Raw genomic sequence first — 25,218 nt, forward strand, 5'->3', positions numbered from 1 at the left:
TATGCTGACGCGCAAACCACCCGGAGGAGTCGTCATGAACGAGATGAGCGCCGCGAAACCCGCCCTGAAGCCCAAGGACGCCCCCGATCTCGGCGCCTTCACATGGGACGATCCGTTCCGCCTGAACGACCAGCTGTCCGAGGAAGAGCGCATGCTGGCCGAGGGCGCCCGCGCCTTCGCGCAGGAAAAGCTGGCGCCGCGCGTCACCGAGGCCTTCGAGAACGAGACCGTCGAGCCCGAGATCTTTGCCGAGATGGGGCAGATGGGCCTTCTGGGCGTCACGGTGCCCGAAGAATACGGCGGCATCGGCGCGGGCTACGTGTCCTACGGGCTGGTCGCCCGCGAGGTCGAGCGGGTGGATTCGGGCTATCGCTCGATGATGTCGGTGCAATCCTCGCTGGTGATGTACCCGATCTACGCCTACGGCAGCGAAGAGCAGCGGCAGAAGTACCTGCCGAAGCTGGCCTCGGGCGAGTGGATCGGCTGCTTCGGCCTGACCGAACCGGACGCGGGCAGCGATCCGGGCGGCATGAAGACCCGCGCCACCAAGATCGACGGCGGCTATCGTCTGTCGGGTTCGAAGATGTGGATCTCCAACGCGCCCATCGCCGATGTCTTCGTGGTCTGGGCCAAGTCCGACGCGCATGACGGCAAGATCCGCGGCTTCGTGCTGGACAAGGGCACCAAGGGCCTGTCCGCCCCCAAGATCGGCAACAAGCTGAGCTTGCGCGCCTCGGTCACCGGGGAAATCGTGCTCGACGGCGTCGAGGTGGGCGAGGACGCGCTTCTGCCGCATGTCTCGGGGCTGAAGGGGCCCTTCGGCTGTCTCAACCGGGCGCGCTATGGCATCGCGTGGGGCGCCATGGGCGCGGCAGAGTTCTGCTGGCACGCGGCGCGCAACTACGGGCTGGACCGCAAGCAGTTCGGCAAGCCCATCGCCCAGACCCAGCTGTTCCAGCGCAAACTGGCCGAGATGCAGACCGAGATCTCTCTGGGCCTTCAGGCCGCGCTGCGGGTCGGTCGGCTGATGGACGAGGCGCAGGCCGCGCCCGAGATGATCTCCATCATCAAGCGCAACAACTGCGGCAAGGCGCTGGATATCGCGCGCATGGCCCGCGACATGCATGGCGGCAACGGCATCTCGGCGGAATTCCAGGTGATCCGCCACATGCTGAACCTCGAGACGGTGAATACCTACGAGGGCACGCATGACGTACACGCACTGATCCTCTACCGCGCGCAGACCGGGCTTCAGGCCTTCTTCTGAGGCCCCCGGCACAGGCGCCCCGCCTTTACCGCGGCGGCGCCTGACCCCACGGGGCCACCACCCACAGCACGCACCCCCGGCGCCAATGACGGCGCCGGGGCTGTTGCGCCGCGCTGGCCTGCCGCCTGAGGTGGGCGCAGGGCGCAGGGGCTGACCCGCCCGGGGCGGCCCGTCACACGTCACAAAACCTTCAGCGAAGCGACGCCCGCAATTTACATTGCGGATGCAATTGCCGTTGCCATGACCCATGCCGCTTCGCAATCCGCGCTGAACGCGCTTCTGACCCGCAACGCCGAAAGGCTGACCGCCACCGATGGGCGCCTGCTGGACGTGCTCTTGCAGGATCCGATGCGCGCGGCGCTGGAGAACGGCAAGGAGATCTCGGACCGGGCGGGCGTGCACCCGGCCTCTGCCGTGCGGCTGGCGCAGCGGCTGGGCTTCGACGGTTACCCGGCGTTCCGCGCCTTCCTGCGCGCCAACCTGACAGAGGGTGGGCGCGACTTCGGCACCGCCTCGGCCCGGATGGCGGCGCGGCTGGTGCGGGCGGAAGACGGCCTGCTGGCCTCTGTCGTCGAAGGAGAGATCGCGGCGCTCGAGGCCCTGCGCGACACCGTCACCGACGCCCGGATACGGGCCTGCGCCGAGGTCCTTCGCGGCGCGCGCCGGGTCTTCCTGTTCGGGCAGGGCCACGCCGCCAGCCTGTCGAAACTGGCGGCACTGCGGCTGGGCCGCTCGGGCTATGACGCCCGCGACCTTGGCGCCGAACGGGATCGCATGGCCCTCGGCGCTGCAGGGGCTGGGGCAGGGGGATGCCCTCTGGCTGTTCTCCTTCCGCAAGCCCCATGCCACCACGCTGACCCTTGCCGGGATCGCCCGCAGCCGGGGCGCCACCCTGCTGGCGCTGACCGACGATGGCGGCACCCCGATCCGCCCTGTCCCGGACCATTCCATCGCCGCCTCGCGCGGGCGCATCGGCGAGACACAGTCGCTGACGGTGCCCATGGCCGTCGCCAATGCCGTGATCCTCGACCTTGCGCGGATCGACGGCGGGCGCTCTGCTGGCGGCGCTGGACGAGCACCGCAAATTCCGCGCCGCGCTGCCGCCCGAATGGCAGTAGGCGCGCCCGTCATAACAACAAGAAACCACCCAACCCCAACGCAGCGAACAAAAGGAAGACCCCCATGTTCGATACGCTCAAGACCGCCCTTGCCACCAGCCTGCTGGCCCTGACGGCGGGCACCGCCACCGCCGACGTCACCGTCGAGTTCTGGCACAGCTTCTCCGGCGACAGCGGCGCCGTCCTCGACGAGATCGTCGCCGACTTCGAGGCCGCGAAACCCGGCATCGAGATCGATGCCCAGCACATCGGCAACTACAACGACATCGTGACCAAGCTTCAGGCCGCCATCCCGGCGCGCCGCGCCCCCGACGCGGTGATCATGGAGGTTACACGCTACGGCCTGTTCGCGGATCGCGGCGTGCTGACCGACCTGACCGGCTACCTCGACGCGGACCCGCTGAAGGACGACCTGTTCGACTTCGCCCGCGAGGTCGGCGTCTATGAGGGCAAGAACTTCATCGTGCCCTTCAACTCTTCGACCCCGGTGCTTTACGTGAACACCGCGCTGTTCGCAGAGGCAGGCATGGAAGAAATCCCGCCGCTGACCGATTTCGACGAGATCCTGTCCGCCGCACAGACCGTGCAGGCAGAGCTGGGCGGCGAGGGCATCTTCGGCATGGCCGCACCGGGCCAGTTCGCCCGCTGGGGCCTGATCATGGCCAACGACAGCGACCTGATCGACAGCGTCTCGGGCGAGATCCTGATCGACGCGCCCAATACCATCGAAGCCTACGAATGGATGGCCTCGCTGGTGCATGAGCACAAGGTCGCCTCTGTCGACGGCGTGTCCAAGGAAAACAACGACCGCGATGCCTTCCTCGCGGGCAAGGCCGCGATGATGATGAACTCCACCGGCAACTACCGCCGGTCGAAGGACGCGCTGGGGGATGACCTGCTGGTGCTGCCGATGCCCTGCAACAAGACCTGCGCGGCACCCATCGGCGGGGCCGGGATCGGCATCCTGTCGACCTCTGACGACGCGGTCAAAGACGCGGCCTACCAGTTCATCAGCTTCGCCGCCGGTGCGGAATCCAACGCCAAGTGGTTCGCGGGCACCGGCTACATGCCGATCAACCGCAACACCGCCGACCAACCCCTCGCCGCCAAGGCGCTGGAAGGCGAGCCCGGCATCACCGTGGCAATCGAGCAGCTGGACGTCGCCCGGGGCCGTCCGCGTCCGCCGGTGGTCACCTGGATGCGGGCCAGCGAATACGACGTCTGGCAGGCGATCTCGCTGGGCCAGCGCGACGCGGAAGAGGCGCTGACCGACTTCGCCACGCGCACCCGCAACGAAGCCGCCCGCACCAACTGAGGCCATTGCGCCCATTGCCGGACCCGCGCCCCCGGGTCCGGCCCCTGACCGGAGCCTTCGATGTCCCGCCGCCTGACGCCCTACCTACTGATCGCGCCGCTTCTGGCCTTCATCGCGGTCTTCACCTACCTGCCGATCCTGTCCAGCGTGAACCTGTCGTTCCGCGAGTGGGATTTCCTGACCGATGGCAAGCCCTGGGTCGGGATGGAAAACTACCGGCTGGTGCTGTCCTCGTCCGAGTTCTGGAACGCCGTCCGGGTGACGGGGATCTTCGCGCTGATCTCGGTGCCGCTGCGGCTGGCGCTGGCGCTGGCCATTGCCAGCTACCTCGTGCGCGAGGCCCTGCCGCAGCGCCTGTTGCGCGGCGCGCTGTTCCTGCCCTCGGTCACCTCGACCGTGGCCATCGCGGTGGTCTTCTCGTGGCTCTTCGCCACCGACTACGGGGTCATCAATGCCGCTCTCGCGGCCTTCGGCATCCCCAAGGTCTACTGGCTGCAAAACCCGCAACTGGCGCTTTGGGTGATCGTGCTGGTCAACACCTGGAAGCAGCTGGGCTATGACATCGTGCTCTACATTGCCGGGCTTCAGGCGATTTCGAACGATCTTTACGACGCGGCGGATGTCGATGGGGGCGGGCGCTTCCATGTCTTCCGCCGCGTGACCGTGCCGCTGGTCATGCCGACCACTTATTTCCTGCTGGTGATCTCTGTCATCGAGGCCTTCCGTGTCTTCACCGTCGTCGATGTCATGACCCGGGGCGGCCCGGCGGGCGCCACCGACATGATCGTCAATATGCTCTACCGCGTCGGCTTTACGCTGTTCGACATCGGGCAGGGGTCGGCCATCGCCGTGCTGCTCTTCGTGCTGCTGATCGCGCTGGCCATCTTCAAGGCCCGGGTTCTGGGTCGGAGGGTTCACTATGAAGCCTGAGACGCTCTGGACCGGCGCCGCGCTTGTGGCGGGGCTGCTGTTCCTATCGCCGGTGCTCTACACCATCTGGATGTCGGTCCTGACGGTCGACAGCTACTATGCCGGCGACCCCGTGCTGACGCTGGACAACTACCGCACCGCCTTCGGGCAATACGACTTCCTGCGCTACCTGCTGAACTCCCTGCTGGTGTCGGGGGTGGTGACGCTGGGCGGTCTGGCGCTGGCGGTCATGGCGGCCTTCGCCTTTGCGCGCTTCGACTTTCCCGGCGGCGATTTCCTGTTTGCCGCGGTTGTCGCGACGCTGATGATCCCCGGCCATATCACGCTGATCCCGAACTACCTGACGCTGGCCCGCGTGGGCCTGCTGGACACCTACGCGGGCCTGATCCTGCCCGCCATTTCCAACGGCTTCGCGGCCTTCTTCCTGCGCCAGTACATCCGGGGCATCCCGCGCGCGCTGGACGAGGCCGCCTATATGGACGGCGCCACGCCGCTACAGGTGCTCTGGCGGGTGATCGTGCCGCTGGCGCGCCCGGCGATCCTGTCGATGGGGCTCTATATCTTCATCGCCGAGTGGAACAACTACATCTGGCCGCTGGTGGCGATCAGCGACAGCGATCTCTACACGCTTCAGATCGGTCTGGCCAAGCTCTACCGCGAGAACCCCGGCGAGGACGTCATCAACTGGCCGCTCGTCATGGCCGCCTCGACCATCACCATCCTTCCCATCCTGATCGGCTTCCTTGCGGTCGAGCGCCATCTGGTGCGCGGCATCACCATGGGAGCGGTCAAATGACCCAAGAGAAAGGGCAGAGCATGACCCGCATCGCTTCGCATCGCGGCGGCACGCTGGAATTCGGCGACAGCACCCCGCAGGGCTTTCGCGCCACCGCCGCAATGGCCGTGGACGAGGTCGAATTCGACCTGCACCCGACGTGTGACGGGGCGATCATCGTGCACCACGATGCCACGCTGGACCGCACCACCGACACCCGTGGCGCCATCGCCGAGCTGACAGAGGCCCGGGTCCGCGCCGCGGTGATCGACTTCGGCGCGGGCGGCCACCCGCTGACGCTGGCCGAGCTCTGCGCGCTCTACCGCGACAGCCACGTGGATTTCCGCTGCGAGTTCAAGCCCGACGCGCAGGGCCGCGCCTACCGGGGCCTGATCGAACCGGCGCTGGCGGTGCTGGAGGCCGAGGGCATGCTGCACCGCACCACCTTCTCATCCTTCCTGATCGAGACGCAGGACGCGCTGGCGCGCCTGACCGACCGGCCCCGGCTGTGGCTGGTCAGCCCCGCCGTGCTGCGGCAGGTCGGAACGGCTACGGGGTGATCGAGCTGGCGCAGGCCCATGCCATCCCCGAGATCGCCGTACCGATCGACTGCGCCGATGCCGCGCTGATGCGGCAGGTCCGCGAGGCCGGGCTGGATTTCGGCTGTTTCGCCGCGCATACGGCGGCGCAGATCGACCGGGCCCTGGCGCTGGGGATCAAGGTCTTCACCACCGACCGGCCCAGCCTTGCCATCGCGCGCCGCGCCCTGCACCGGGGGCGGCGGCATGACCGGCATCACGCTCAGCGACATCCGCAAGAGCTATGCCGGTGGCGCCCCGGTGCTGCACGGCGTGTCGATGGACATCCGCGCCGGAGAATTCGTGGTGATCGTCGGCCCCTCGGGCTGCGGCAAGTCCACGCTTCTGCGCATGATCGCCGGGCTGGAGACCTGTGAAGAGGGCGAAATCGCCATCGGCGGGCGCCGCGTGAACGAGATCGCGCCGCGCGACCGCGACATTGCCATGATCTTCCAGAACTACGCGCTCTATCCCCATATGACGGTGCGCGAGAACATCGCCTTCGGGCTGGAGCTGCGCGGGATGAAACGCGCCGCCCGCACCGCGCGTGCCGAAGAGGTGGCGCGGATGCTGCACCTCGACCCGTACCTTGACCGCAAGCCCGGCGCGCTCTCGGGCGGGCAGCGGCAGCGGGTCGCCATGGGCCGTGCCATGGCGCGGGACGCTGGTGTCTTCCTGATGGACGAGCCGCTGTCGAACCTCGACAATGCGCTGCGGGTCGAGATGCGGTCCGAGATCAAGGCGCTGCACCGCACGGTCGGCGCGACGCTGGTCTACGTGACCCACGACCAGACAGAGGCGCTGTCCATGGCCGACCGCGTTGCCGTCATGCATGGCGGCCACCTACAACAGTTCGACACGCCCGCCGCGATCTACGACCGGCCCGCGAACCGCTTTGTCGCCGGGTTCCTCGGCCAGCCGCCGATGAACTTCCTGCTCGCCGGGGATATGCCGGGCTGGCAGGGTGCGCGGGACGTGACGCTGGGCCTGCGGCCCGACATGATCGCGCTGGCGCCAGCGGGGCAGGGGCTACAGGGACGGGTGATCCTGTCAGAGATGACCGGTTCCGACGTGACCCTGCACGTCGATACCGACGCGGGCCGCCTTGTGGTCACCGCGCCGCGCCGCGCGGTCGAGGGGATGGAAGAGACCGTCGGCCTGCGGCCCGACCTGTCCCGCGCCCATGTCTTCGACAGCGCCACGGGCCAGCGGGTTGCGGCGCATCCCGAGACGGCTTCGCTGATGGCCTGAGACAGGCGCCGGTTGGGGCTGTTCGCCGCCGTCAGTGCGCGCTGTGCCGCGCGCCACGGCGCCATCGGGCATGGTGATCCGCACCAAGCACAGGGACAGCCGGACCGCCCGGAATGTCTGGACCGGTGTCGGCGCGGCGGCCTTCCTGGCAGCGAGGCGGTGATGGTCAACCGGCAGCATTCCGGCGGCAAGCGCATGCAGCCGGACACCCGCAGGGGGTCAAGGCAGCGACAGCATGGGCCTGTCTTGTCGTCCGGGACGCCGGTCCCATGTCGGACCTGAGGGCGGATCTGTAACCTGCGGGAGCCGGTTCTTGGCTTCGCCACACTCTGCAGCGGTCCGGTCGTCTTCAAAGGCTTTCCGTGCGCAATGAAAAAGGTTCAACAAAACCCTTTAGGGCGTTGTCCTGATGGAGAAATATCGGCCCGAACCTGCACCTGCACCCAACCAACCCATACATCTGATAATCGTTATTATGTAAATAGTGGATCAAGACACGGACTGGCACCGCCGTGGTTTCGGCCTCGCCGCGCCCCTCAGTGCTCCGGTCATGCGCGCGCCCATATCGCGCCGCCCGCGAGGATCTCTTGACCGCAGCGCCTTCGTGTCTGAAGGGTCACCGTCCCGGACCGACCGGTTTTAGGCGCTGGACAGTGCCGTGATCCGGCCTTTACCGTCCCGCCAAGTTTTCCGGAGCCTCCAATGACATCCATCCTTATCCTCAACGGGCCGAACCTCAACCTGCTCGGCACGCGCCAGCCCGAAATCTACGGTCACACCACGCTCGCCGATGTCGAAGAGATGTGCCGCAGCCATGGCAAGGCCCGTGGCATCGACATCGCCTGTGCCCAGTCCAACCACGAAGGCGCTCTGGTGACCGCCATCCAGTGACGCGCGCGGCACCCATGACGGTATCGTCTTCAACGCCGGCGCCTATACGCACACCTCGATCGCGCTGATGGATGCCATCAAGGGCGCCGAGGCCAAGGTGGTTGAGCTTCACCTTTCAAACGTCCATGCGCGGGAGGAATTCCGGCACCGGTCCTTCATTTCTCCGGTGGCGATTGGGGTCATCGCGGGCTTCGGCGCCCAGTGGCTATATCCTGGCCATCGACGCGCTGGCCGCGCATCTCGGAGCGGCGTGATGAAGGAGGATCTCAGGGAATACCTGATTGCGCTCACCAATGCCGCCACGGTCGAAGACCTGTGGGCCATGCACTGCCAGCGCATGGATGGCTATGGTTTCGACCGTCTGATCTACGGCTTCACGCGCTTCATGACCGCGACCTCCTTCGGCGATCCCAACGACTTCGTCGTGCTGTCGAACCACACGGCGGCCTATCGCAAGGGCTTTGTCGAGGACGGGCTTTACAAGCACGCGCCCATGGTCCGCTGGGCGCTGGAGAACGAGGGCCATTGCAGCTGGCGCGCGCTGGCCGAGCAGATCAACAAGGGCACGCTGGACGAGCTTGCGCAGAAGGTCGTGGCCTTCAACCTGACCCACAAGGTGCATGCGGGCTATACCATCAGCTTCAAGTCCGTGTCGCACCGCACCAAGGGCGCGATCTCGCTGACCACCCGGGCCGAGATGAACCAGGATCAGGCGGATGCCATCTGGGCGGAACACGGGCCGGATATCGTGCTGTGCAACAACCTGGCGCATCTGAAGATCCTCACCCTGCCCGTTCCGCTGCCGAACCAGAACCTGACGCCGCGCCAGCGCGAGGCGCTGGAATGGGTCGGAGACGGCAAGACCATGCAGGACATTGCGCAGATCATGGGCCTGACCCAGGCCACCATCGAAAAGCACCTGCGCCTTGCCCGGGAAACGCTGAACGTCGAGACCACCGCGCAGGCCGTGGCCAAGGCCGCGTTCCACAACCAGATGTTCATCATCGAGGCGTGAATCGCCCCGGTCGTCGCGAGGCGGCGCGGCCCGAGCCCTTCGTCCGAAAGCCCTGCTAATTATGACAGGTCCAACCGGGTAAGCTGCGTTAATCCCCCGTGAATTCACCTCTTTTACCGGTTGGTCAGGAAATCCGGACTTCCTTTGAATCGCGGAAGCGGTCAATCTGAACCCGTTCCGTGAGTGGTGGCTTTGGCCATGGAACGAAGGGGCGCCAACCCGTGGATTTCCGGGCTCTGGAGTCTCATCATCGGCGCAAGCCGGGCTGGCTTGGTGGTGCAATTACCGCGCCACCAAGTCAGCATCCCCTTCGGGGTCCCCGGACATCATCCCCAATGTCTCGTTCCGGGGGCCCCGATCCCTCAACGGGCGCACCCCCCGCCAGTCCGACACGCAGTCCGACCCGCGTGATCGCTTGCCTGGACCGGCTCTTTTTCCGAAACAGGCAGGACCGGCGCCAAACCTTCCGTTGCGCGGCTGAGTATGCCCCTGCCGCTACGGCCGCGGGGCGCGCGGCCCCTGCCCCGTGCGGCACGGTTACGCGGCGGAAGACGTGCAGGCACAGAAAAAGGCGCGAGGTTTCCCCCGCGCCCTGTTTTCTCCGTCGTACCGGACCGGTGTCAGCCCTGAGCGGCCTTGGCCACCTCGGCTGCGAAGTCTTCCTTCTCGACCTCGATGCCTTCACCGACCTGCATGCGCACGAAACCGGTGATCTCGGCGCCGGCCTCCTTGGCGGCCTGCTCCACCGTCAGGTCGGGGTTCAGCGCGAAGGGCTGACCGACAAGGGTGATCTCGGCGAGGAACTTCTTCATGCGGCCTTCGATCATCTTCTCGATGACCTGCTCGGGCTTGCCGGACTCGCGCGCGATGTCGATCTGAACCTGACGCTCTTTCTCGACGACCGATGCGTCCAGCTCGGACTCGTTCAGCGCGGCGGGGTTCGCGGCGGCGATGTGCATGGCGACCTGACGGCCGAACTCTTCCGAGCCGCCCTTCATCGCGACCAGCACGCCGATCTGGCCCATGCCATCGGTGGCTGCATTGTGGATGTAGGATGCGACCACATCACCAGTGACCTTGGCCATCCGGCGCAGGGTCATGTTCTCGCCGATCTTGGCGACCGCGTCGGTGATGTTCTCGCTGACCGGCTTGCCGTTCAGCGGAGCATCGGCCAGCGCCTCGGTGCTGTCGACGGTCAGGGCGGTCTTGGCGATACCGCCGACCATTTCCTCGGAAGCCCGCGTTCTTGGCAACGAAGTCGGTTTCTGAGTTCACCTCAACGGCAACGCCGGTGCCGCCATCGATGGCGACGGCCACAAGGCCCTCTGCCGCGGTGCGGCCGGACTTCTTGGCAGCCTTGGCAAGGCCCTTGGTACGCAGCCAGTCAACGGCGGCATCCATGTTGCCGTCGTTCTCGACCAGTGCCTTCTTGGCGTCCATCATGCCTGCGCCGGTCATCTCGCGCAGTTCTTTCACCTGGGATGCGGTGATTGCCATGTGCTGGCTCTCCTCATGTCTGTCTTGCGGGGCGGCAAAGGGGCCCCGGGCCCCCTTGCCTTGTCACGCAGATGTATCGCTTTCGCGACAGCGGGATCAGGCGGTCTCGCCGGTCTCGGCGAGGGTTTCCTCGACCGGGGCCTCTTCGAAGGCGCCGATGTCCACGCCGGCGGCTTCCATCTGGCCGGTCATGCCGTCCAGGGCCGCGCGGGACACGAGATCGCAGTACAGCGCGATGGCGCGGGCCGCGTCGTCGTTGCCGGGGATGATGTAATCCACACCCTCGGGCGAGCAGTTGGTGTCGACGATGGCGACAACCGGGATGCCCAGCTTGTTGGCTTCGGCAACGGCCAGAGCCTCTTTCTTGACGTCGATGACGAACAGCATGTCCGGCACGCCGCCCATCTCACGGATGCCGCCCAGAGAAGCCTGCAGCTTCTGCTGGTCACGCTCCATGCCCAGACGCTCTTTCTTGGTGAGCCCCTCGGCGCCACCTTCCATCGTCTCGTCGATCTGACGCAGGCGGTTGATCGACTGCGAGACGGTCTGCCAGTTGGTCAGCGTGCCGCCCAGCCAGCGGTGGTTCATGTAGTACTGGGCGCATTTCTCGACCGCCTCGGCGATCGGCTGCGCGGCCTGGCGCTTGGTGCCGACGAACAGCACGCGGCCGTTCTTGGCAACGCAGTCGCGGATCGCGTTCAGCGCGGCGTCCAGCATCGGGACGGTCTGCGTCAGGTCCATGATGTGGATGCCGTTGCGCGCACCGTAGATGAACTCGCCCATGCGGGGGTTCCAGCGCTGCGTCTGGTGGCCAAAGTGCACGCCTGCTTCAAGCAGCTGGCGCATGGTGAACTCGGGAAGAGCCATGCCTTCTATCCTTTCCGGTTTCATGCCTCGGCGGGGGATCAAGGCGTATGCCTCAACCGGTGGACCCCCGGGGATGTCTGTCCAATGGGCCCGCCCCCGCCTGCGGGGTTCGTGAGCGCGCCATTAGACCATGGCGCGCCCGAAGGCAAGCGCAAATCCCGCCTGTGCCGCCGGGCGGCACCCCAAAACAGGGCGTCGCAAAGGCCCCGCGAAACCTCGGCCCCGCCCCCTGCTTCTCTGGTCCCTCAAATACCCTCGGGGGAGCGCAGCGGGGGCAGAGCCCCCTCCGCCCGGGCCGCAGGCGCCCGGCGCTGCGGTCGGCGCTACAGGAAAACTCGCTCCACGACCCAGTAGGAGCCGACAAGCGCGATGGCGGCAGAGGCCGGGACGGCGACGAAGCGGCGGTAGGCATGCAGGCGGTCGACGAAGCTTGCCGACAGCAGGCACAGCACCGACAGCCCCGCCAGCGGCCACAGGAAGACCGGCGCCCCCGCGCCCATCCTCTGGACAAAACCCGGGCCGTCCAGCAGGAATCCAAGCGCCAGGAAGCTCAGGGCCAGCACGCCGTAGACCACCTGCCCGGTGCGCGGATCGACCCGCAGCGCATCGACCCGCTGGGCCAGCACCACCAGCAGGAAGGCGATGGCGATGACCGTCAGCTGCCCGAGTTCCACGCCCAGGTTGAAGCCGATCAGCGCCGGAAGGAACTGGCCGGCGGGCAGCCCGAATTCCCCCAGAACGCTGGCGAAGCCCAGCCCGTGCAGCAGGCCGAAGACAAAGATCACCACCGGGCGCCAGCGGTGCAACCCATGGGCAAAGATGTTCTCGACCGCGACATAGACGATCGAGGCGGCGATGATCGGCTCGACGATGCTGCCCGGGATCGTGACAAGGCCGAGTGCCCCCAGCGCCAGCGTCACCGTATGCGCCAGCGTGAAGGCCGAGACCTGCCAAAGCAGCGGCCCCAGCCGGGTCGAGAGGAAGAAGAGCCCCAGCACGAAAAGGATGTGATCCAGCCCCATGGGCAGGATATGTTCGAAGCCCACGGGGATATAGCCGAGGAAGGTCTCGATGCCGCCGGGGGCATCGCCACCCGCAAGGGTGATCGGCTCGGACGGACCGCCGGTCAGGTAGCCGGTAAACCCCGCCTCGACCCCCTGCTGGCGCAGGATCAGCGTGCCGTATTGCGCGGGCCAGGTGACCACCAGCGTGCCGGCGCCTTCCGGCAGGGTGCCGCCGAGAAACAGCCGGGTCTCGCGCGGAAGCTCGGGGTTTGCAATGTCATCCACCTCGACCCGGTCCAGGCTCAGCGGCACCGCCGAACCATCCGAGGTGACGGAGACCGGACCGAGAAGCCTGCCCCGCTCCGCTTCGACGCGGGCCGTGAGTTCGGCGGGCGCCAGCGCGCGCAACGCGTCCACGGCCCCCGATCCGGCTGTGTCGTTGGTGTCCTCGACCCCTTCCAGATCGACGCCCGCCAGCAGCGGCTCCGCCGTCAGCCGCAGCACCAGCGAAAGGGCGCGGCCCTCGGTCTCGAGGTCTGCGATGGCGGGCCGGACCTCATGCGCGGCGGCGGCGGTGATCGAAAGAAACAGCGCCAGCGCGGCGCAGAGAAGACGGGTCATGCAGGCGGCCTTTTGTCCGGGAGTCCTCGGCAGAAGATGACGCGGCGAGAGGGTCGGTCAAGGCCGTGGCGCGCGGATCGGCACAGCAGGCACTGCCCCGCAGGCCACGCGGCGAAAGTGGAACGGGGGCCGTGTCCCGGTTGGCGAGAATGGGGGCTGAGCGCCCTGCCCCGACACATCCGGAGGGATTTGTCTTGAGCCTTGGGGGATCGACGGTTGCGGCGCTCCGAAAAACCACCGGTTCCGCCCCCGACTGGCTGGCTCTTGGCTCTTCGCCAACCTGCCCGGTTTTCAAACACCGGAGCCATGGGGCGGGACGGAAGGCGCTTCGAAGCGCCTTCCCCGCATCTCAACCGTTGCGCCCAAGGCGCGACCCGGCCCCGGGGCTCCGCCCGTTCGCATCTTGAAAGGTCCCCCGGACCTTTCATCGCGCCGAAGGCGCGACCCGATGCTCACCCTAGGGCATAGCCCGCGCCGCGGACGGTGCGCAGGGGGTCGGCGCCGCCGTGCTGGCCAAGCGCCTTGCGCAGGCGCCCGATGTGGACATCGACGGTGCGGGTGTCGACATAGATGTCGCGGCCCCAGACCCGGTCCAGCAATTGCTCGCGCGACCAGACGCGGCCCGGCTTCTCCATGAAGGTGGACAGCAGCCGGAACTCGGTCGGGCCAAGCTTCAGCTCCTTGCCCTTGCGGGTCACGCGGTGGGTTTCGGCATCCAGCACGATGTCTTCATACTCCAGCCGCAGCCCCGCCGCCGCCGGGCGGGTGCGGCGCAGCTGGGCGCGCACCCGCGCCATCAGCTCGATCACCGAGTAGGGCTTGACCACGTAATCGTCGGCGCCGGTTTCCAGCCCGCGCACGCGGTCCACCTCTTCCGAGCGCGCCGACAGCATGATGATCGGCACGTTGCGGGTTTCGGGCCGCGTCTTGATGCGGCGGCAGACCTCGATGCCCGAGACATTCGGCAGCATCCAGTCCAGCACGATGATGTCCGGGCTTTCCTCGGCAAGGAGGATCATCGCCTCCTCGCCGTTCTCGGCGCGGGCCACGCGAAAGCCCTCTGCCTCGAGGTTGTAGGACAGGACTTCGCGCTGTGCCGGTTCGTCCTCGACGACGAGGACCGTGGGTTGGTCGTTGCTCAAGGCGTCAGGCCTCGTGCTGCGGCGAAAGGCTGAGGTCCGACGAGGTCAGATCCGCCTTCTGGCGCTGTTCGTCGGGCTTTTCGCCGGTGGTCAGGAAGATCACCTGCTCGGCGATCGCGGTGACGTGGTCGCCCATGCGCTCGATGTTCTTGGCGATGAAATGCAGATGCATGCAGGCGGTGATGTTGCGCGGGTCTTCCATCATGAAGGTCAGGAACTCGCGGAACAGCGTGTTGTACATCTCGTCGACGTCGCGGTCGCGCTCGATCACGTCCGCCGCCAGCGCGGTGTCGCGCTGGATGTAGCTGTCGAGCGCGTCCTTGAGCATCAGCTCGACCTCGCGCGCCATGCGGCGCAGCGAGGTGGCGGTGCCGCCGACCTGGTGCAGCTGCACCAGCACGCCGGTCCGCTTGGCCATGTTCTTGGACAGATCGCCGATGCGTTCGAGGTTGGCCGACATGCGCATGACGGAAAGCACCACGCGCAGGTCGATGGCCGAGGGGGCGCGCAGCGCGATCACGCGGGCGGCCTCGTCCTGAAGGGCCTCTTCGAGCGCGTCGATGACGGCATCGCCCTGACGCACCTTTTCGGCCAGTTCCTGGTCGCGGGTGTCCAGCGACTTGGCGGCGCCCTCGATGGCGGCCTCCACGAGGCCCCCCATCTTCATGATCTGCGCCTGGATGCCTTCGAGGTCGCGGTCGAAGGCGCTGGAGATATGCTGCTTCAGGTCGCTCATTATCCGATCCGTCCCGTGATGTAGCTTTCGGTGCGGGGATCTTCAGGGTTGGTGAAGATCTTCCCGGTTTCGCCAAACTCGACAAGGTTGCCGAGGTGGAAGAAGGCGGTCTTCTGGCTGACGCGCGCGGCCTGCTGCATCGAGTGGGTCACGATGACCACCGAATACTGGCTGCGCAGCTCGTCGATCAGTTCCTCGACCTGCGCCGTTGCGATGGGGTCGAGCGCCGAGCAGGGTTCGTCCATCAGCAGGACCTCGGGTTCGGTGGCAACGGCGCGGGCGATGCACAGGCGCTGCTGCTGGCCGCCGGACAGGCCGGTGCCGGGCTTGTCCAGACGGTCCTTGACCTCGTCCCAGATGGCGCCGCGACGCAGCGACTTTTCGACGATCTCGTCAAGCTCGGCCTTGTTCTTGGCCAGCCCGTGGATGCGCGGGCCATAGGCGATATTGTCGTAGATCGATTTCGGGAAGGGGTTCGGCTTCTGGAACACCATGCCGACCTTGGCGCGCAGCTGCACCGGGTCGACGCGCTTGTCGTAGATGTCCTCGCCGTCGATCAGGATGTCGCCCTCGACGCGGCAGATGTCGATGGTGTCGTTCATCCGGTTGATGCAGCGCAGGAAGGTCGACTTGCCACAGCCCGAGGGACCGATGAAGGCGGTCACGGTCTTGTCCTCGATGGAGACATTCACGTCCTTGATGGCATGGGTGTCGCCGTAGTAGACCTGCACGCCCCCGGCGGCGATCTTCACGTCGTTCTGCGTCACGGTTCTCTCCGTCGTGTGCGGTGCGTCATACATATTCATATACCTCTCCCGGTTCGGGTTACCAACGCCGCGTCTGCGCGGCCCTTGGCTGGGGGTGGTTACCAGCGGCGCTCGAAGCGACGGCGGAGGATGATGGCGATGATGTTCATGGTCAGCAGGAACATCAGCAGGATGATGATGCCGCCCCAGGCCTTGTCGTAGAAGGCCGCGTCAGAGCGTGCCGCCCAGGTGTAGATCTGCGCGGGCATGGCAGAGTTGGGTTCCACGAAGCCCTGCAGGAAGCCGTCGGGATAGCCCCGGGCGACAAAGCCGACCATGCCGATCAGCAGCAGCGGTGCGGTTTCCCCCAGCGCCTGCGCCAGGCCGATGATGGTGCCGGTCAGGATGCCGGGCATCGCCAGAGGCAGGACATGGTGGAACACCGCCTGCATCTTCGAGGCCCCGACCCCCAGCGCCGCGTCGCGGATCGACGGCGGCACCGACTTCAGCGAGGCACGGGTCGAGATGATGATCGTCGGCAGAGTCATCAGCGTCAGCACCAGGCCACCGACCAGCGGCGCCGACTGCGGCAGGTGCATGAACTGGATGAACACCGCAAGGCCGAGGATACCGAAGACGATGGACGGCACGGCGGCGAGGTTCGAGATGTTCACCTCGATCAGGTCGGTCCACTTGTTCTGCGGCGCGAATTCCTCGAGGTAGATCGAGGCCGCGACGCCGATGGGCAGCGACAGGAAGAGCACCACCAGCATCATGAAGAACGAGCCGATGACAGAGGCGCCGATGCCCGCGCCGCCGGGGTTGTCCACACCCGAGTCCGCGCCGGTGATGAAGGGCCAGTTGAACTCTGACGTGATCACGCCCGCCTCGGACAGCGCGTCCGCAAGGTCGAGGTCGGCGGCCATCAGGAAGCGGCTGTCTTCCATCGTCTCGCGGGTCACGCGGTCGTTGAAGTAGCCGTCGACGCGGCTGGAGGTCGGCAGGCTGAAGGCCACCGCCTGCCCGAGGTCGCCGGGGTTCGCGGTGTAATGCTCGCGGATGGCAGAGCCGACCTTGCCCATCATGCGCTCGATGGTGGCCTCGTCAAAGGCGATCTGGACCCCGTCCTCCTGCAGCTTCTGCTGCACGGCGGCGATGAAGTAGTCGGAATAGGCCTTGGTCTTGAAAAGCGTGCCCTCGGCGGCGTCGAACTGTTCCTGAGTCAGGGTGAAGTCGACAGAGACCACGGTGCGGGTGAAGGCCCGTGTGCCGTTCGACAGGATCGATGCGGCGAGCACCACCAGGAAGAACAGGCCCACGCAGATCGCGGCGATGCCATAGGCCTTGAACCGCTTTTCCGAGGCGTTGCGCTTCTTCGTGCGGGCGTTGACAGAGTGGATCGAAGAGCGGCGCGGAGCGCTGCCGCCGTCGTGAAGGCTGAGATCGGACATCAGTCGTACTGCTCCCGGTATTTGCGCACGATATAAAGGGCGAAGACATTCAGCCCCAGCGTGATGACGAAGAGGGTCATGCCAAGCGCGAAGGCCACCAGCGCCTCGGGCGAGGCAAAATCGGCGTCGCCGGTCAGCTGGCTGACGATCTTGGCGGTGACGGTGGTCATGGCCTCGAAAGGGTTGAGCGACAGCCGGGCCGCGGCCCCTGCCCCCAGCACCACGATCATGGTCTCACCGATGGCGCGGCTGGCCGCCAGCAGGACGGCGCCCACGATGCCCGGCAGGGCGGCGGGCAGGACAACCTGCTTGATGGTCTCGGACTTGGTGGCGCCCGGGCCGTAGCTGCCATCCCGCATGGCCTGCGGCACGGCGTTGATGATGTCGTCGGACAGCGAGGATACGAAGGGGATCAGCATGATGCCCATGACCAGACCGGCGGTCATGACGGCGGTGCCGGACTGCATCCAGCCAAAGCCCTCGCGACCGAAGACGCTCATCAGAAGCGGGCCGACCGTCAGCAGGGCAAAGAGGCCGTAGACGATGGTCGGGATACCGGCCAGCACTTCGAGCATGGGCTTGGCAAAGGACCGCACGCGCGGCGAGGCGTATTCCGACAGGTAGACCGCCGCGAACAGGCCGATGGGCACGGCCACCGCCAGCGCGACGATGGAAATGTAGAAGGTGCCCCAGAGCAGCGCGATAATGCCAAGCTGGGACGACCCGCCCCGGCCCGAGAAGCTGGGCGCCCATTCGGTGCCGAAGAAGAAATCGGTCGCGGGGTACAGCCGGAAGAACTCGACGGTGTTGAAGACCAGCGACAGCACGATGCCGATGGTGGTCAGGACGGCGATCGAGGCGGCCCCGATCAGCAGCGCCTTGACGCCCTGCTCGACGGTGTTGCGGGCGCGGAACTCGGGGTTTGTCTCGCGGATCGCCAGCAGCGCACCGGCCAGCGCCACAAGGATGACAAGCGCGCTCATGGCAAGGTTGCCGGTCGCGTTCAGCCCGCGGAACCGCTGCGCCGCGTTGAGGATCGGTGTCGTCACCTCGGAGGTCACGATCTGGCCCGCGTCCCGCAGCGTCTGCGAGATGGCTTCGGGATCGGCCCCGGGGTCGCGGGCGGCCTCTTCGGACAGAAGCCCCATGCCGGTCACGGCGTCCAGCCCGCTCGACAGGCGGCGGATCTCGGACATCACCAGGCTCTGGCTGCCGGCGGTCTGCGCGGCCTCTTCGGGGATCATGCCCGACACGCTGTTGTTCACGACCAGCGGCTGTACCAGCAGCCAGACGATCATCAGCAGGAAGGCCGGCACGATGGCCTTGAGCACGACATTGTAGCCGTAATAGCCCGGCAGGGAATGCAGGCGGCGCCCGTCGCCCCCGACGCTTTGCAGGGCGCGCTTGCGCCCTATGACAAAGCCGGTCGCGGCGATCGCGAGCACGATTAAGATGAGCCAGAAAATCGGCATATGCCCCCCGTATTCCTTTTCGGTAACGGTCCGTGATGGAAATTGGGGGCGGCGGAATGCGCCGCCCCCGTGGTCGTCAGACCGGATTACATGCCCGAGGACATGGTCTCTTCTGCTTCGACGGCGGCCTGGGTGGCTGCCAGCTCGGGGTCGGACACGAGGCCGTAGTTGGCCAGCGGGCCGGAGGGGCCTGCCAGCTCGTCAGCGACGAAGAACTGGGCGTATTCCTTCAGGCCCGGGATCACGCCGATGTGGGCTTTCTTCACGTAGAAGAACAGCGGGCGCGACACGGGGTATTCGCCGGTCGAGATGCTCTCGGTGGTGGGCTCGACGCCGGACATGGTCGCGACCTTCAGCTTGTCGGTGTTGTTCTCGTAGAACGCCAGGCCGAAGACGCCGATGCCGTTGGTGTTGCTGTCGATGCGTGCCAGCGTCTCGGTGTAGTCGCCGTCGATGTCGACCGACTTGCCGTCGGTGCGCACGGCCAGGCAGGCGTCCTCGGCGTCGTCTTCGGACATGCCGCCGTCGATCATCGCCTGCATGGCGCCGGTTGCTTCACAGCCGGGCAGCAGGACCTTCTCTTCGAAGACTTCGCGCGTGCCGTGCTTGGTGCCCGGGATGAACATGGCGATCTCGACGGCGGGCAGGTCGCCGTTGAACTCGTCCCAGGTGGTGTTGGCATTGTCGACCAGTTCGCCGTCTTTCATCACCTTGGAGCCGATGGCGTTGTAGATGTCGACCGGTTCGAAAGCGGTGAAGGCGGGGCCGGACTGCTGGCTGGCGAAGACGATGCCGTCATAGCCGATGCGGACTTCGATGATGTCGGTCACGCCGTTGGCCGCGCAGGCTTCGATTTCCTTTTCGCGGATCTTGCGCGAGGCGTTGGCGACGTCGATGGTGTTCTCGCCCACGCCTTCGCAGAAGCGCTTCAGACCGGCGGAGGAGCCACCCGATTCAACGACCGGCGTCGGGAAGTCGGTGTTCTCGCCGAAGGCTTCGGCCACGATCGAGGCATAGGGCAGCACGGTCGAGGAACCGGCGACCTGCACGTTGTCGCGGGCAGCGGCAGAGGTTGCTGCGACGGCGGCAATCGCCAGAGCGGAGGCGGTCAGTTTGACAGACATGTGGAAAACTCCATCCAGGTATCTTTTCGGAATCGATCACCGAACCAGTGATCTCCGGGTGTGACGCCTAGACCCGGCGGACCAAGCTTTTGTGACACTTGCGTAACGATTTTATGACAGTGTCAGATTGGCGGCGCGGATTGCCGCTCGGGTGGCAAGCCCTACACCCTATGGTTGCGCCTGAGTGCTCTGCGCCACCGCAGAGTGCAGGGCGGCCCTGGCTGACATGGGACCACACCCCGGCGCCCTGCCCCGCGCCCGAATGCGCCCCGGCGCGGATCCGATGGCCTTGCAGCGGTCCGGCCCGGCAAGGAAGGTATCGACCAGCGCAGCACGGGCAACAGGCCGCTCCGCCGCCCCGCCCGGGACGAGAGCAGGATAGCGCAGCGGCTTCGCCCGTTCTGTCCAAGGCGGCGCATCCCCGGCCCATCCGAGGGGGCCCTGACCCCGGCCATGGTCGGGCGAGACCGGCAGACCCGGTGAATCCGGGGAAAGCAGCCTCTACGGCCCCCTTAAAGACTGGTCTTCACGCATGATCCGGTCTAAGCAGGCCGTCGCCGGGGCGCCGGGCGGCGCAGGACCCGGCCAGTATCGAGAAGGGGCCGGGACATGTCCGCACTGAACATCAAGAAGGGATCGTCGAAGCATTCCGCCTATAACCTGCGGCCCAGCTTCTCGGACGTGACCGAAACCCATACCATCGCCGTTCTGGTGGAAAACGAGCCCGGCGTGCTGGCGCGGGTGATCGGCCTGTTCTCGGGGCGTGGCTACAACATCGACAGCCTCACCGTGGCCGAGGTCGACCACGAGGGCCACCTGAGCCGCATCACCATCGTCACCAGCGGCACCCCGCAGGTGATCGAGCAGATCAAGGCGCAGCTTGGCCGGATCGTCTCTGTCCACGACGTGCACGACCTGACGGTCGAGGGTGGCTCTGTCGAGCGCGAACTGGCGCTGTTCAAGGTCAAGGGCGGTGGCGAAAAGCGCGTCGAGGCGCTGCGGCTGGCGGATATCTTCCGCGCCAATGTGGTCGATTCGACGCTGGAGAGCTTTGTCTTCCAACTGACCGGCACGCCGGACAAGATCGATGCCTTTGCCGACCTGATGCGACTCGCTTGGCCTGATGGAAGTGGCCCGGACGGGCGTCGCCGCGCTGAGCCGCGGCGCATAACAAGCCAGCCGCGCTGAGCCGCGGCGCGTAACGCATGACGGGCTGAGTCGTGGCGCGCACGCGGGCCACGAAGCGCACCGAAAAATCCACCGCGCCCCGTTTCTTCGCCGATCAGCGACAAGGGCTACGCCATCCTGCGCGGGTGGCGCACAAGCGCCGCCTCAGAGGGGCGGGAAGGCGCAGCCCGACCTGCCGTCGGGCGGAACCCGCATGCGCAGCCCATCACACAGACCGCTACGGATGGGCGCCGCCCTCCAGGCCCACAAGCCCCCCTAGTGCCCCCGGGGCACACCCGACTGCGCCCCCCCACGGGCCGACGCAGCCCTTGTCTTGTCCTCTGACCGTCGCGCCCCTTTCCGCTCCTCCGGGTCAGCCGTCGCCGCATCCCCCTTGCGCCCGCCTTCCCGACACGGCAGCTATGCGCCAACACGCCCGAAGGAGAGCCGCCCGTGAAGAAGACCCTGCAACGCCCCGTCGTGCCCCTCGCCGGTGTCTCTTCCCCGGTGGTGCCCGGCATCATGCCCTCTGTCGTCTATGCCTCTGACACGCCCGACAGCCTTGATGCGCAATACGAAGGCGCCACGCAGGGCTTTACCTATGCCCGCGAAGGCCACCCCAACGCCGAGATGCTGGCCCGCCGCATCGACGCCATGGAAGGCGCCGAAAACGGCATTGTCACCGGTTCTGGCATGGCCGCCGTCGCCGCCGTCCTGCTGGGCCTGACCCGGACCGGCGACCACGTGATCGGCGGCAACCAGCTGTATGGCCGCTCGCTGCGGATGATGGCCGAGGACCTGCCGCGCATGGGCGTGACGACCTCCCTCGTCGATGTCACCCGCGCCGAGGCGGTGGCCGAGGCGATCCGCCCGGAAACCCGCATGGTGCTGATCGAGGTCGTCTCGAACCCGACGCTGCGGATCGCCGACCTCGACGGCATCGCCGCCCTCTGCCGCGACAAGGGTGTGCTGATGGTGGTGGACAACACCTTTACCACGCCCGCCGCCGTCAAACCCTTCGAACACGGCGCCGACATCGTCCTGCACTCGGTCACGAAGCTGCTGGCGGGGCACTCTGACGCGACGCTGGGCTGGGTCGCTGCGAAGGACAAAGCGATCAACGAGCGCCTGCGCGTCTTCGCCGTCACCACCGGGATGACCGCCAGCCCCTTCGATTGCTGGCTGGCGGAGCGCGGCCTTGCCACCTTCGACCTGCGTTTTGCCCGCGCGCAGGAGACTGCGCAGCGGCTTGCGGACATGCTGGCCGAAACCCCCGGCGTGACCCGCGTTCTGTATCCCACCCGCGCCGACCACCCCGAGGCCGCGCGCGCCCAGTCTCTGCTGAAAGGACGCGGCTGCAACATGGTCAGCTTCGAGATCGCGGGCGGGCGCGCCGCCGCCAATGCACTGACGACCGCCGCGCAGGGCATCGCCTTTGCACCGACGCTGGGCGATGTGGGCACGACGCTCTCGCACCCGGCCTCGTCCTCGCACCGGGCCCTGACGCCCGAAGGCCGGGCCGGACTGGGCATCTCCGAAGGCTTCTTCCGGGTCTCGGTCGGCCTTGAGGATCCCCGGGCACTTCTGGCTACCTTCGCCGACGGCCTCGCCGCGGCGCGGGCCGTGGCAGGCTGAGCCCGATGCAGGTTCCCGCCGACCATATGCTCGAGGCCATGCCGCTTCCGGCGCTGATCATCCGCCGGGACGAGCGCATCGGCGCCGCCAACGCCCCGGCCCGGGCGCTTCTGGGCCGCGAAATCGTCGAGCGTCACTTCATCACCGCCCTTCGGCAGCCCGACCTGCTGGATGCCATCGAAGGCTGCCTGCGTGACGGCACCGCGCGGCGCACCGATTTCCTGAGCCTGAACGCGCGGCAGGAAATGACCTACCGGGTGCTGGTGGTGCCGCTTCCGCTGGCCAGTGGCACCGGCGTGGTGGTCAGCTTCGAGGATGTCTCGCATCTCGAACAGACCGTGCAGATGCGCCGCGACTTCGTCGCCAACGTCAGCCACGAGCTGCGCACGCCGCTGACCGCGCTGATCGGTTTCATCGAGACGATCAAGGGCCCGGCCCGCAACGACCCGGCCGGACAGGCGCGGTTTCTGGACATCATGGAGGGCGAGGCGCAGCGCATGGTGCGGCTGGTGGCGGACCTTCTGTCGCTGAGCCGGGTGGAGGCCGAAGAGCGCGTGCGCCCCTCTGACCCGGTCGACCTTGGCGATCTGGTGCGCGCGACGCTGCACGGCCTGACGACGATTGCCTCTGACGCCGGGGTCACGCTGGTGCAGGAGCTGCCCGACGAGCCGGTGCGCGTGCCCGGCGATCCGGACCAGTTGCGGCAGGTGCTGACGAACCTCGTGGAGAACGGCATCAAATACGCGGGCGGCGATGCCTCTGTCACCGTGCGGCTGAGTGTCCCGGATTTCGAGCCGCGCCTGCGCGGACGCGGTGTTCAGCTGGTGGTGGCGGACACCGGACCGGGGATCGAGGCCATCCACCTGCCCCGCCTCACGGAGCGCTTCTACCGCGTGGACAGCCACCGCTCTCGCGAAAAAGGCGGCACGGGGCTTGGACTTGCCATCGTGAAACATATCGTCAACCGCCACCGCGGGCGCCTGCGGGTGGACAGCACCGGGGGCGAAGGCACGACGGTCACCATCCTGCTGCCGCTGGAGTGACCGCCGCGCCGGACCCGGCAAAGCCGCGCGCCCGGCCCTTCCCGCCAGGCGCTGACCGGCCCTCGGTCCGAAAGCGGCAAACGCCGCCAAGAAGGTCTGCCTTGCGTCCGGACGCGCGGCCCCTGTCGAGGCGCCGCGCGTCCGTCATTTCACGACCGTCAGATTGCCGCGACCCCAAGCTTCGCGCCGGTTTGCGCGGGTTGCGCCCCTGCACGGAAGCTCTGAGGGGATGTCCGGATGATCATCTCGGCAATGGCGAGGTTGATCGGGAAACAGACCATATGCGCCAGCGTGAGGCCAAGCATGGAGTCCATACCCATCGCGGCAAATAGCGTGACCAGAAGATAGACCGTCAGGATTGCCATCAGGATCGCGTAGCTTCTCAGCATCCACTGGCCGTGTTTTTCATACTGACCCTGCCGGATGCGGAAGAAGGCGATCACGATGAAGGCAATGCCCAGGCATCCGCCAAGGATATTGGCAACGATGGCCTTGGGGCCGCCCTCCATGGGCAAAGCGGCAGAAACATAGGCCCCAAGCCCCAATCCGAGTACCGCCGTAAACGTGTAAAGATATCCCGACGCGCGGTGCAGCAGCGGCATGTTGTCCCGAATATAGGGCACAAACTGAACCATCCCGACCAACAGGGCGATAGAGGCCCCTGCAATATGCCCGACGAGGGTAAACTCATGCTGATGGTAAAGCGGCTTCTGATGGGACGCGAACTCGGTCCAGAAGCTGCCCATTTGCCCGGACAGGCTGTTGAAGAACGCATCTGTTTCGGCCAGTGCGTCCACCGCATCGGCCCCCTGAAACAAATAGCGCAGGGAATAGACCGCAATCAGCGCCGCCAAGGCGCCTGTGAGCCAAAGCAGAAGTCGTTTTACAATTTTTACCATGAGGCGTCTCTCCATTGTGCAGGGCGCGCGGCCCCGGAGGACACCGGCGCGCGGACCTGAAACATTTCCAAAGGGTTAGCGGGCGGCACGCCCCAGCGCGGCCACCGCGTCCGACCATCTCTCGACGTCTTTCGGCGCCGGATGGCTGGCTTCTGAAAAATGCGTGACGCGCAAAGGCTTTATCCCGACGAAGCCGAAGACCTGCGCGCGCAGCTGGCGCACCATCGCCCGCCCATAGGCAAGCCGGAAGAACCAGTCCGGGGTATCGGATGTCATGATCAGCCGCGCGGTCCGACCGGCCAGAAGCGGCTTGGGCAGCCCCAGCCGTTTCTGGCGCGGATCGAAGGCAAAGCCGGGCAGAAGAACGCGGTCGAACAGGCCTTTCAGCTTGGCCGGAACACCACCCCACCACATCGGGGTCAACAGGACAATGTGCTCGCTCCACTCCAGGTCGGCGGCAACCGCCTTCAGGTCACCCTCCAGCGGTTTCAGGGTCTTGTAGCTGCCCTCGCCAAAGTCGGGATCGAACGTGAGATCGTGCAGATGGGTCAGCCGCAGGTCGTGACCTGCCTTGGTCGCGGCCTGCGCGTAGGCCTCGGACAGCCGCTTTGACAGCGAGGTTCCGCCCGGGTGCCCGTTCAGGACGAATATTCGTTTCTTCATAGATGATGATC

General features: G+C 66.6%; 20 protein-coding genes and 3 pseudogenes. 12 read left to right on the forward strand and 11 right to left on the reverse strand.

Annotated features, from left to right (window positions below):
* Window positions 1-43: 43 nt before the first annotated feature.
* From ABFB10_RS19025 to ABFB10_RS19065, 9 genes and pseudogenes are all read left to right on the forward strand, one after another.
* Complete coding sequence (locus ABFB10_RS19025; protein ID WP_347168067.1) at window positions 44-1,267, forward strand: acyl-CoA dehydrogenase; 1,224 nt, start codon at window positions 44-46, stop codon at window positions 1,265-1,267.
* A gap of 240 nt (window positions 1,268-1,507) precedes the next feature.
* On the forward strand, window positions 1,508-3,700 hold the full coding sequence (locus ABFB10_RS19030; protein WP_347167696.1) for an extracellular solute-binding protein: 2,193 nt from the start codon (window positions 1,508-1,510) through the stop codon (window positions 3,698-3,700).
* 60 nt (window positions 3,701-3,760) lie between these two features.
* Window positions 3,761-4,630: a carbohydrate ABC transporter permease gene (locus ABFB10_RS19035; RefSeq protein WP_347167697.1), complete on the forward strand. Its 870-nt coding sequence runs from the start codon at window positions 3,761-3,763 to the stop codon at window positions 4,628-4,630.
* Window positions 4,620-5,426, forward strand: coding sequence for an ABC transporter permease subunit (locus ABFB10_RS19040; RefSeq protein ID WP_206565976.1), 807 nt, complete (start codon window positions 4,620-4,622; stop codon window positions 5,424-5,426). Before ABFB10_RS19035 ends, ABFB10_RS19040 begins: the two co-directional genes overlap by 11 nt.
* The gene (locus ABFB10_RS19045) at window positions 5,423-5,965 is read left to right on the forward strand and encodes a glycerophosphodiester phosphodiesterase family protein (RefSeq protein WP_347167698.1); all 543 of its coding nucleotides are present in this window, start codon (window positions 5,423-5,425) and stop codon (window positions 5,963-5,965) included. Before ABFB10_RS19040 ends, ABFB10_RS19045 begins: the two co-directional genes overlap by 4 nt.
* Window positions 5,962-6,360, forward strand: a complete 399-nt coding sequence (locus tag ABFB10_RS19050) for a hypothetical protein (RefSeq protein ID WP_347167699.1) — start codon at window positions 5,962-5,964, stop codon at window positions 6,358-6,360. Before ABFB10_RS19045 ends, ABFB10_RS19050 begins: the two co-directional genes overlap by 4 nt.
* The gene (locus ABFB10_RS19055; protein ID WP_347168068.1) at window positions 6,245-7,234 is read left to right on the forward strand and encodes an ABC transporter ATP-binding protein; all 990 of its coding nucleotides are present in this window, start codon (window positions 6,245-6,247) and stop codon (window positions 7,232-7,234) included. The genes ABFB10_RS19050 and ABFB10_RS19055 overlap by 116 nt, the downstream gene beginning before the upstream one ends.
* 702 nt (window positions 7,235-7,936) lie before the next feature.
* A pseudogene (gene aroQ, locus ABFB10_RS19060) lies at window positions 7,937-8,379 on the forward strand (type II 3-dehydroquinate dehydratase).
* Entirely contained in the window at window positions 8,379-9,140 is a 762-nt protein-coding gene (locus ABFB10_RS19065) for a helix-turn-helix transcriptional regulator (RefSeq protein ID WP_347167700.1), read from the forward strand. The pseudogene aroQ and the gene ABFB10_RS19065 overlap by 1 nt, the downstream one beginning before the upstream one ends.
* Window positions 9,141-9,760: 620 nt before the next feature.
* Here the strand turns inward: ABFB10_RS19065 and tsf are convergent.
* The 9 genes and pseudogenes from tsf to ABFB10_RS19110 form a co-directional block, all read right to left on the reverse strand.
* A pseudogene (tsf, locus tag ABFB10_RS19070) lies at window positions 9,761-10,637 on the reverse strand (translation elongation factor Ts).
* 96 nt (window positions 10,638-10,733) lie between these two features.
* Window positions 10,734-11,504 carry a 30S ribosomal protein S2 gene (gene rpsB / locus ABFB10_RS19075; protein ID WP_347167701.1) on the reverse strand — a complete coding sequence of 257 codons (771 nt, stop codon included), beginning with the start codon at window positions 11,502-11,504 and terminating at the stop codon, window positions 10,734-10,736.
* A gap of 323 nt (window positions 11,505-11,827) precedes the next feature.
* Complete coding sequence (locus ABFB10_RS19080; protein WP_347167702.1) at window positions 11,828-13,129, reverse strand: HupE/UreJ family protein; 1,302 nt, start codon at window positions 13,127-13,129, stop codon at window positions 11,828-11,830.
* Between the two features lie 452 nt (window positions 13,130-13,581).
* Window positions 13,582-14,271, reverse strand: a complete 690-nt coding sequence (gene phoB / locus ABFB10_RS19085) for a phosphate regulon transcriptional regulator PhoB (protein ID WP_347167703.1) — start codon at window positions 14,269-14,271, stop codon at window positions 13,582-13,584.
* Window positions 14,272-14,275: 4 nt separating this feature from the next.
* On the reverse strand, window positions 14,276-15,007 hold the full coding sequence (phoU, locus tag ABFB10_RS19090; RefSeq protein WP_347167704.1) for a phosphate signaling complex protein PhoU: 732 nt from the start codon (window positions 15,005-15,007) through the stop codon (window positions 14,276-14,278).
* Window positions 15,007-15,807: a phosphate ABC transporter ATP-binding protein PstB gene (pstB, locus tag ABFB10_RS19095; protein ID WP_347168069.1), complete on the reverse strand. Its 801-nt coding sequence runs from the start codon at window positions 15,805-15,807 to the stop codon at window positions 15,007-15,009. Before pstB ends, phoU begins: the two co-directional genes overlap by 1 nt.
* 65 nt (window positions 15,808-15,872) lie before the next feature.
* Window positions 15,873-17,204, reverse strand: a complete 1,332-nt coding sequence (pstA, locus tag ABFB10_RS19100; protein ID WP_347167705.1) for a phosphate ABC transporter permease PstA — start codon at window positions 17,202-17,204, stop codon at window positions 15,873-15,875.
* Window positions 17,204-18,676: a phosphate ABC transporter permease subunit PstC gene (gene pstC, locus ABFB10_RS19105; protein WP_347167706.1), complete on the reverse strand. Its 1,473-nt coding sequence runs from the start codon at window positions 18,674-18,676 to the stop codon at window positions 17,204-17,206. Before pstC ends, pstA begins: the two co-directional genes overlap by 1 nt.
* A gap of 86 nt (window positions 18,677-18,762) precedes the next feature.
* Window positions 18,763-19,800, reverse strand: a complete 1,038-nt coding sequence (locus ABFB10_RS19110; RefSeq protein ID WP_347167707.1) for a substrate-binding domain-containing protein — start codon at window positions 19,798-19,800, stop codon at window positions 18,763-18,765.
* A gap of 609 nt (window positions 19,801-20,409) precedes the next feature.
* On the opposite strand from ABFB10_RS19110, the pseudogene ilvN reads away from it, so the two are divergent.
* From ilvN to ABFB10_RS19125, 3 genes and pseudogenes are all read left to right on the forward strand, one after another.
* A pseudogene (gene ilvN / locus ABFB10_RS19115) lies at window positions 20,410-20,971 on the forward strand (acetolactate synthase small subunit).
* Between the two features lie 518 nt (window positions 20,972-21,489).
* Entirely contained in the window at window positions 21,490-22,602 is a 1,113-nt protein-coding gene (locus tag ABFB10_RS19120) for a trans-sulfuration enzyme family protein (RefSeq protein WP_347168070.1), read from the forward strand.
* A 5-nt stretch (window positions 22,603-22,607) separates the two neighbouring features.
* The gene (locus tag ABFB10_RS19125; RefSeq protein WP_347167708.1) at window positions 22,608-23,645 is read left to right on the forward strand and encodes a sensor histidine kinase; all 1,038 of its coding nucleotides are present in this window, start codon (window positions 22,608-22,610) and stop codon (window positions 23,643-23,645) included.
* 158 nt (window positions 23,646-23,803) lie between these two features.
* On the opposite strand, the gene ABFB10_RS19130 is transcribed toward ABFB10_RS19125, so the two are convergent.
* A complete protein-coding gene (locus tag ABFB10_RS19130; RefSeq protein ID WP_347167709.1) occupies window positions 23,804-24,544 on the reverse strand; it encodes a DUF2306 domain-containing protein in 741 nt (246 codons plus the stop codon).
* 75 nt (window positions 24,545-24,619) lie between these two features.
* On the reverse strand, window positions 24,620-25,207 hold the full coding sequence (locus ABFB10_RS19135; protein ID WP_347167710.1) for an NAD(P)H-dependent oxidoreductase: 588 nt from the start codon (window positions 25,205-25,207) through the stop codon (window positions 24,620-24,622).
* Between the last annotated feature and the right edge of the window lie 11 nt (window positions 25,208-25,218).

It is taken from the genome of Ponticoccus litoralis (genome assembly GCF_039769985.1).
In the GTDB taxonomy this organism is placed as follows: domain Bacteria; phylum Pseudomonadota; class Alphaproteobacteria; order Rhodobacterales; family Rhodobacteraceae; genus Ponticoccus; species Ponticoccus litoralis.

Excerpts from the sequence above, each read along its gene's own strand:
- ABFB10_RS19025 (WP_347168067.1), top strand. The coding sequence starts at position 44 with ATGAGCGCCGCGAAACCCGCCCTGAAGCCCAAGGACGCCCCCGATCTC.
- ABFB10_RS19030 (WP_347167696.1), top strand. The coding sequence starts at position 1,508 with ATGACCCATGCCGCTTCGCAATCCGCGCTGAACGCGCTTCTGACCCGC.
- ABFB10_RS19035 (WP_347167697.1), top strand. The coding sequence starts at position 3,761 with ATGTCCCGCCGCCTGACGCCCTACCTACTGATCGCGCCGCTTCTGGCC.
- ABFB10_RS19040 (WP_206565976.1), top strand. The coding sequence starts at position 4,620 with ATGAAGCCTGAGACGCTCTGGACCGGCGCCGCGCTTGTGGCGGGGCTG.
- ABFB10_RS19045 (WP_347167698.1), top strand. The coding sequence starts at position 5,423 with ATGACCCAAGAGAAAGGGCAGAGCATGACCCGCATCGCTTCGCATCGC.
- ABFB10_RS19065 (WP_347167700.1), top strand. The coding sequence starts at position 8,379 with ATGAAGGAGGATCTCAGGGAATACCTGATTGCGCTCACCAATGCCGCC.
- rpsB (WP_347167701.1), bottom strand. The coding sequence starts at position 11,504 with ATGGCTCTTCCCGAGTTCACCATGCGCCAGCTGCTTGAAGCAGGCGTG.
- ABFB10_RS19080 (WP_347167702.1), bottom strand. The coding sequence starts at position 13,129 with ATGACCCGTCTTCTCTGCGCCGCGCTGGCGCTGTTTCTTTCGATCACC.
- phoU (WP_347167704.1), bottom strand. The coding sequence starts at position 15,007 with ATGAGCGACCTGAAGCAGCATATCTCCAGCGCCTTCGACCGCGACCTC.
- pstB (WP_347168069.1), bottom strand. The coding sequence starts at position 15,807 with ATGTATGACGCACCGCACACGACGGAGAGAACCGTGACGCAGAACGAC.
- pstA (WP_347167705.1), bottom strand. The coding sequence starts at position 17,204 with ATGTCCGATCTCAGCCTTCACGACGGCGGCAGCGCTCCGCGCCGCTCT.
- pstC (WP_347167706.1), bottom strand. The coding sequence starts at position 18,676 with ATGCCGATTTTCTGGCTCATCTTAATCGTGCTCGCGATCGCCGCGACC.
- ABFB10_RS19110 (WP_347167707.1), bottom strand. The coding sequence starts at position 19,800 with ATGTCTGTCAAACTGACCGCCTCCGCTCTGGCGATTGCCGCCGTCGCA.
- ABFB10_RS19120 (WP_347168070.1), top strand. The coding sequence starts at position 21,490 with ATGCCCTCTGTCGTCTATGCCTCTGACACGCCCGACAGCCTTGATGCG.
- ABFB10_RS19125 (WP_347167708.1), top strand. The coding sequence starts at position 22,608 with ATGCAGGTTCCCGCCGACCATATGCTCGAGGCCATGCCGCTTCCGGCG.
- ABFB10_RS19130 (WP_347167709.1), bottom strand. The coding sequence starts at position 24,544 with ATGGTAAAAATTGTAAAACGACTTCTGCTTTGGCTCACAGGCGCCTTG.
- ABFB10_RS19135 (WP_347167710.1), bottom strand. The coding sequence starts at position 25,207 with ATGAAGAAACGAATATTCGTCCTGAACGGGCACCCGGGCGGAACCTCG.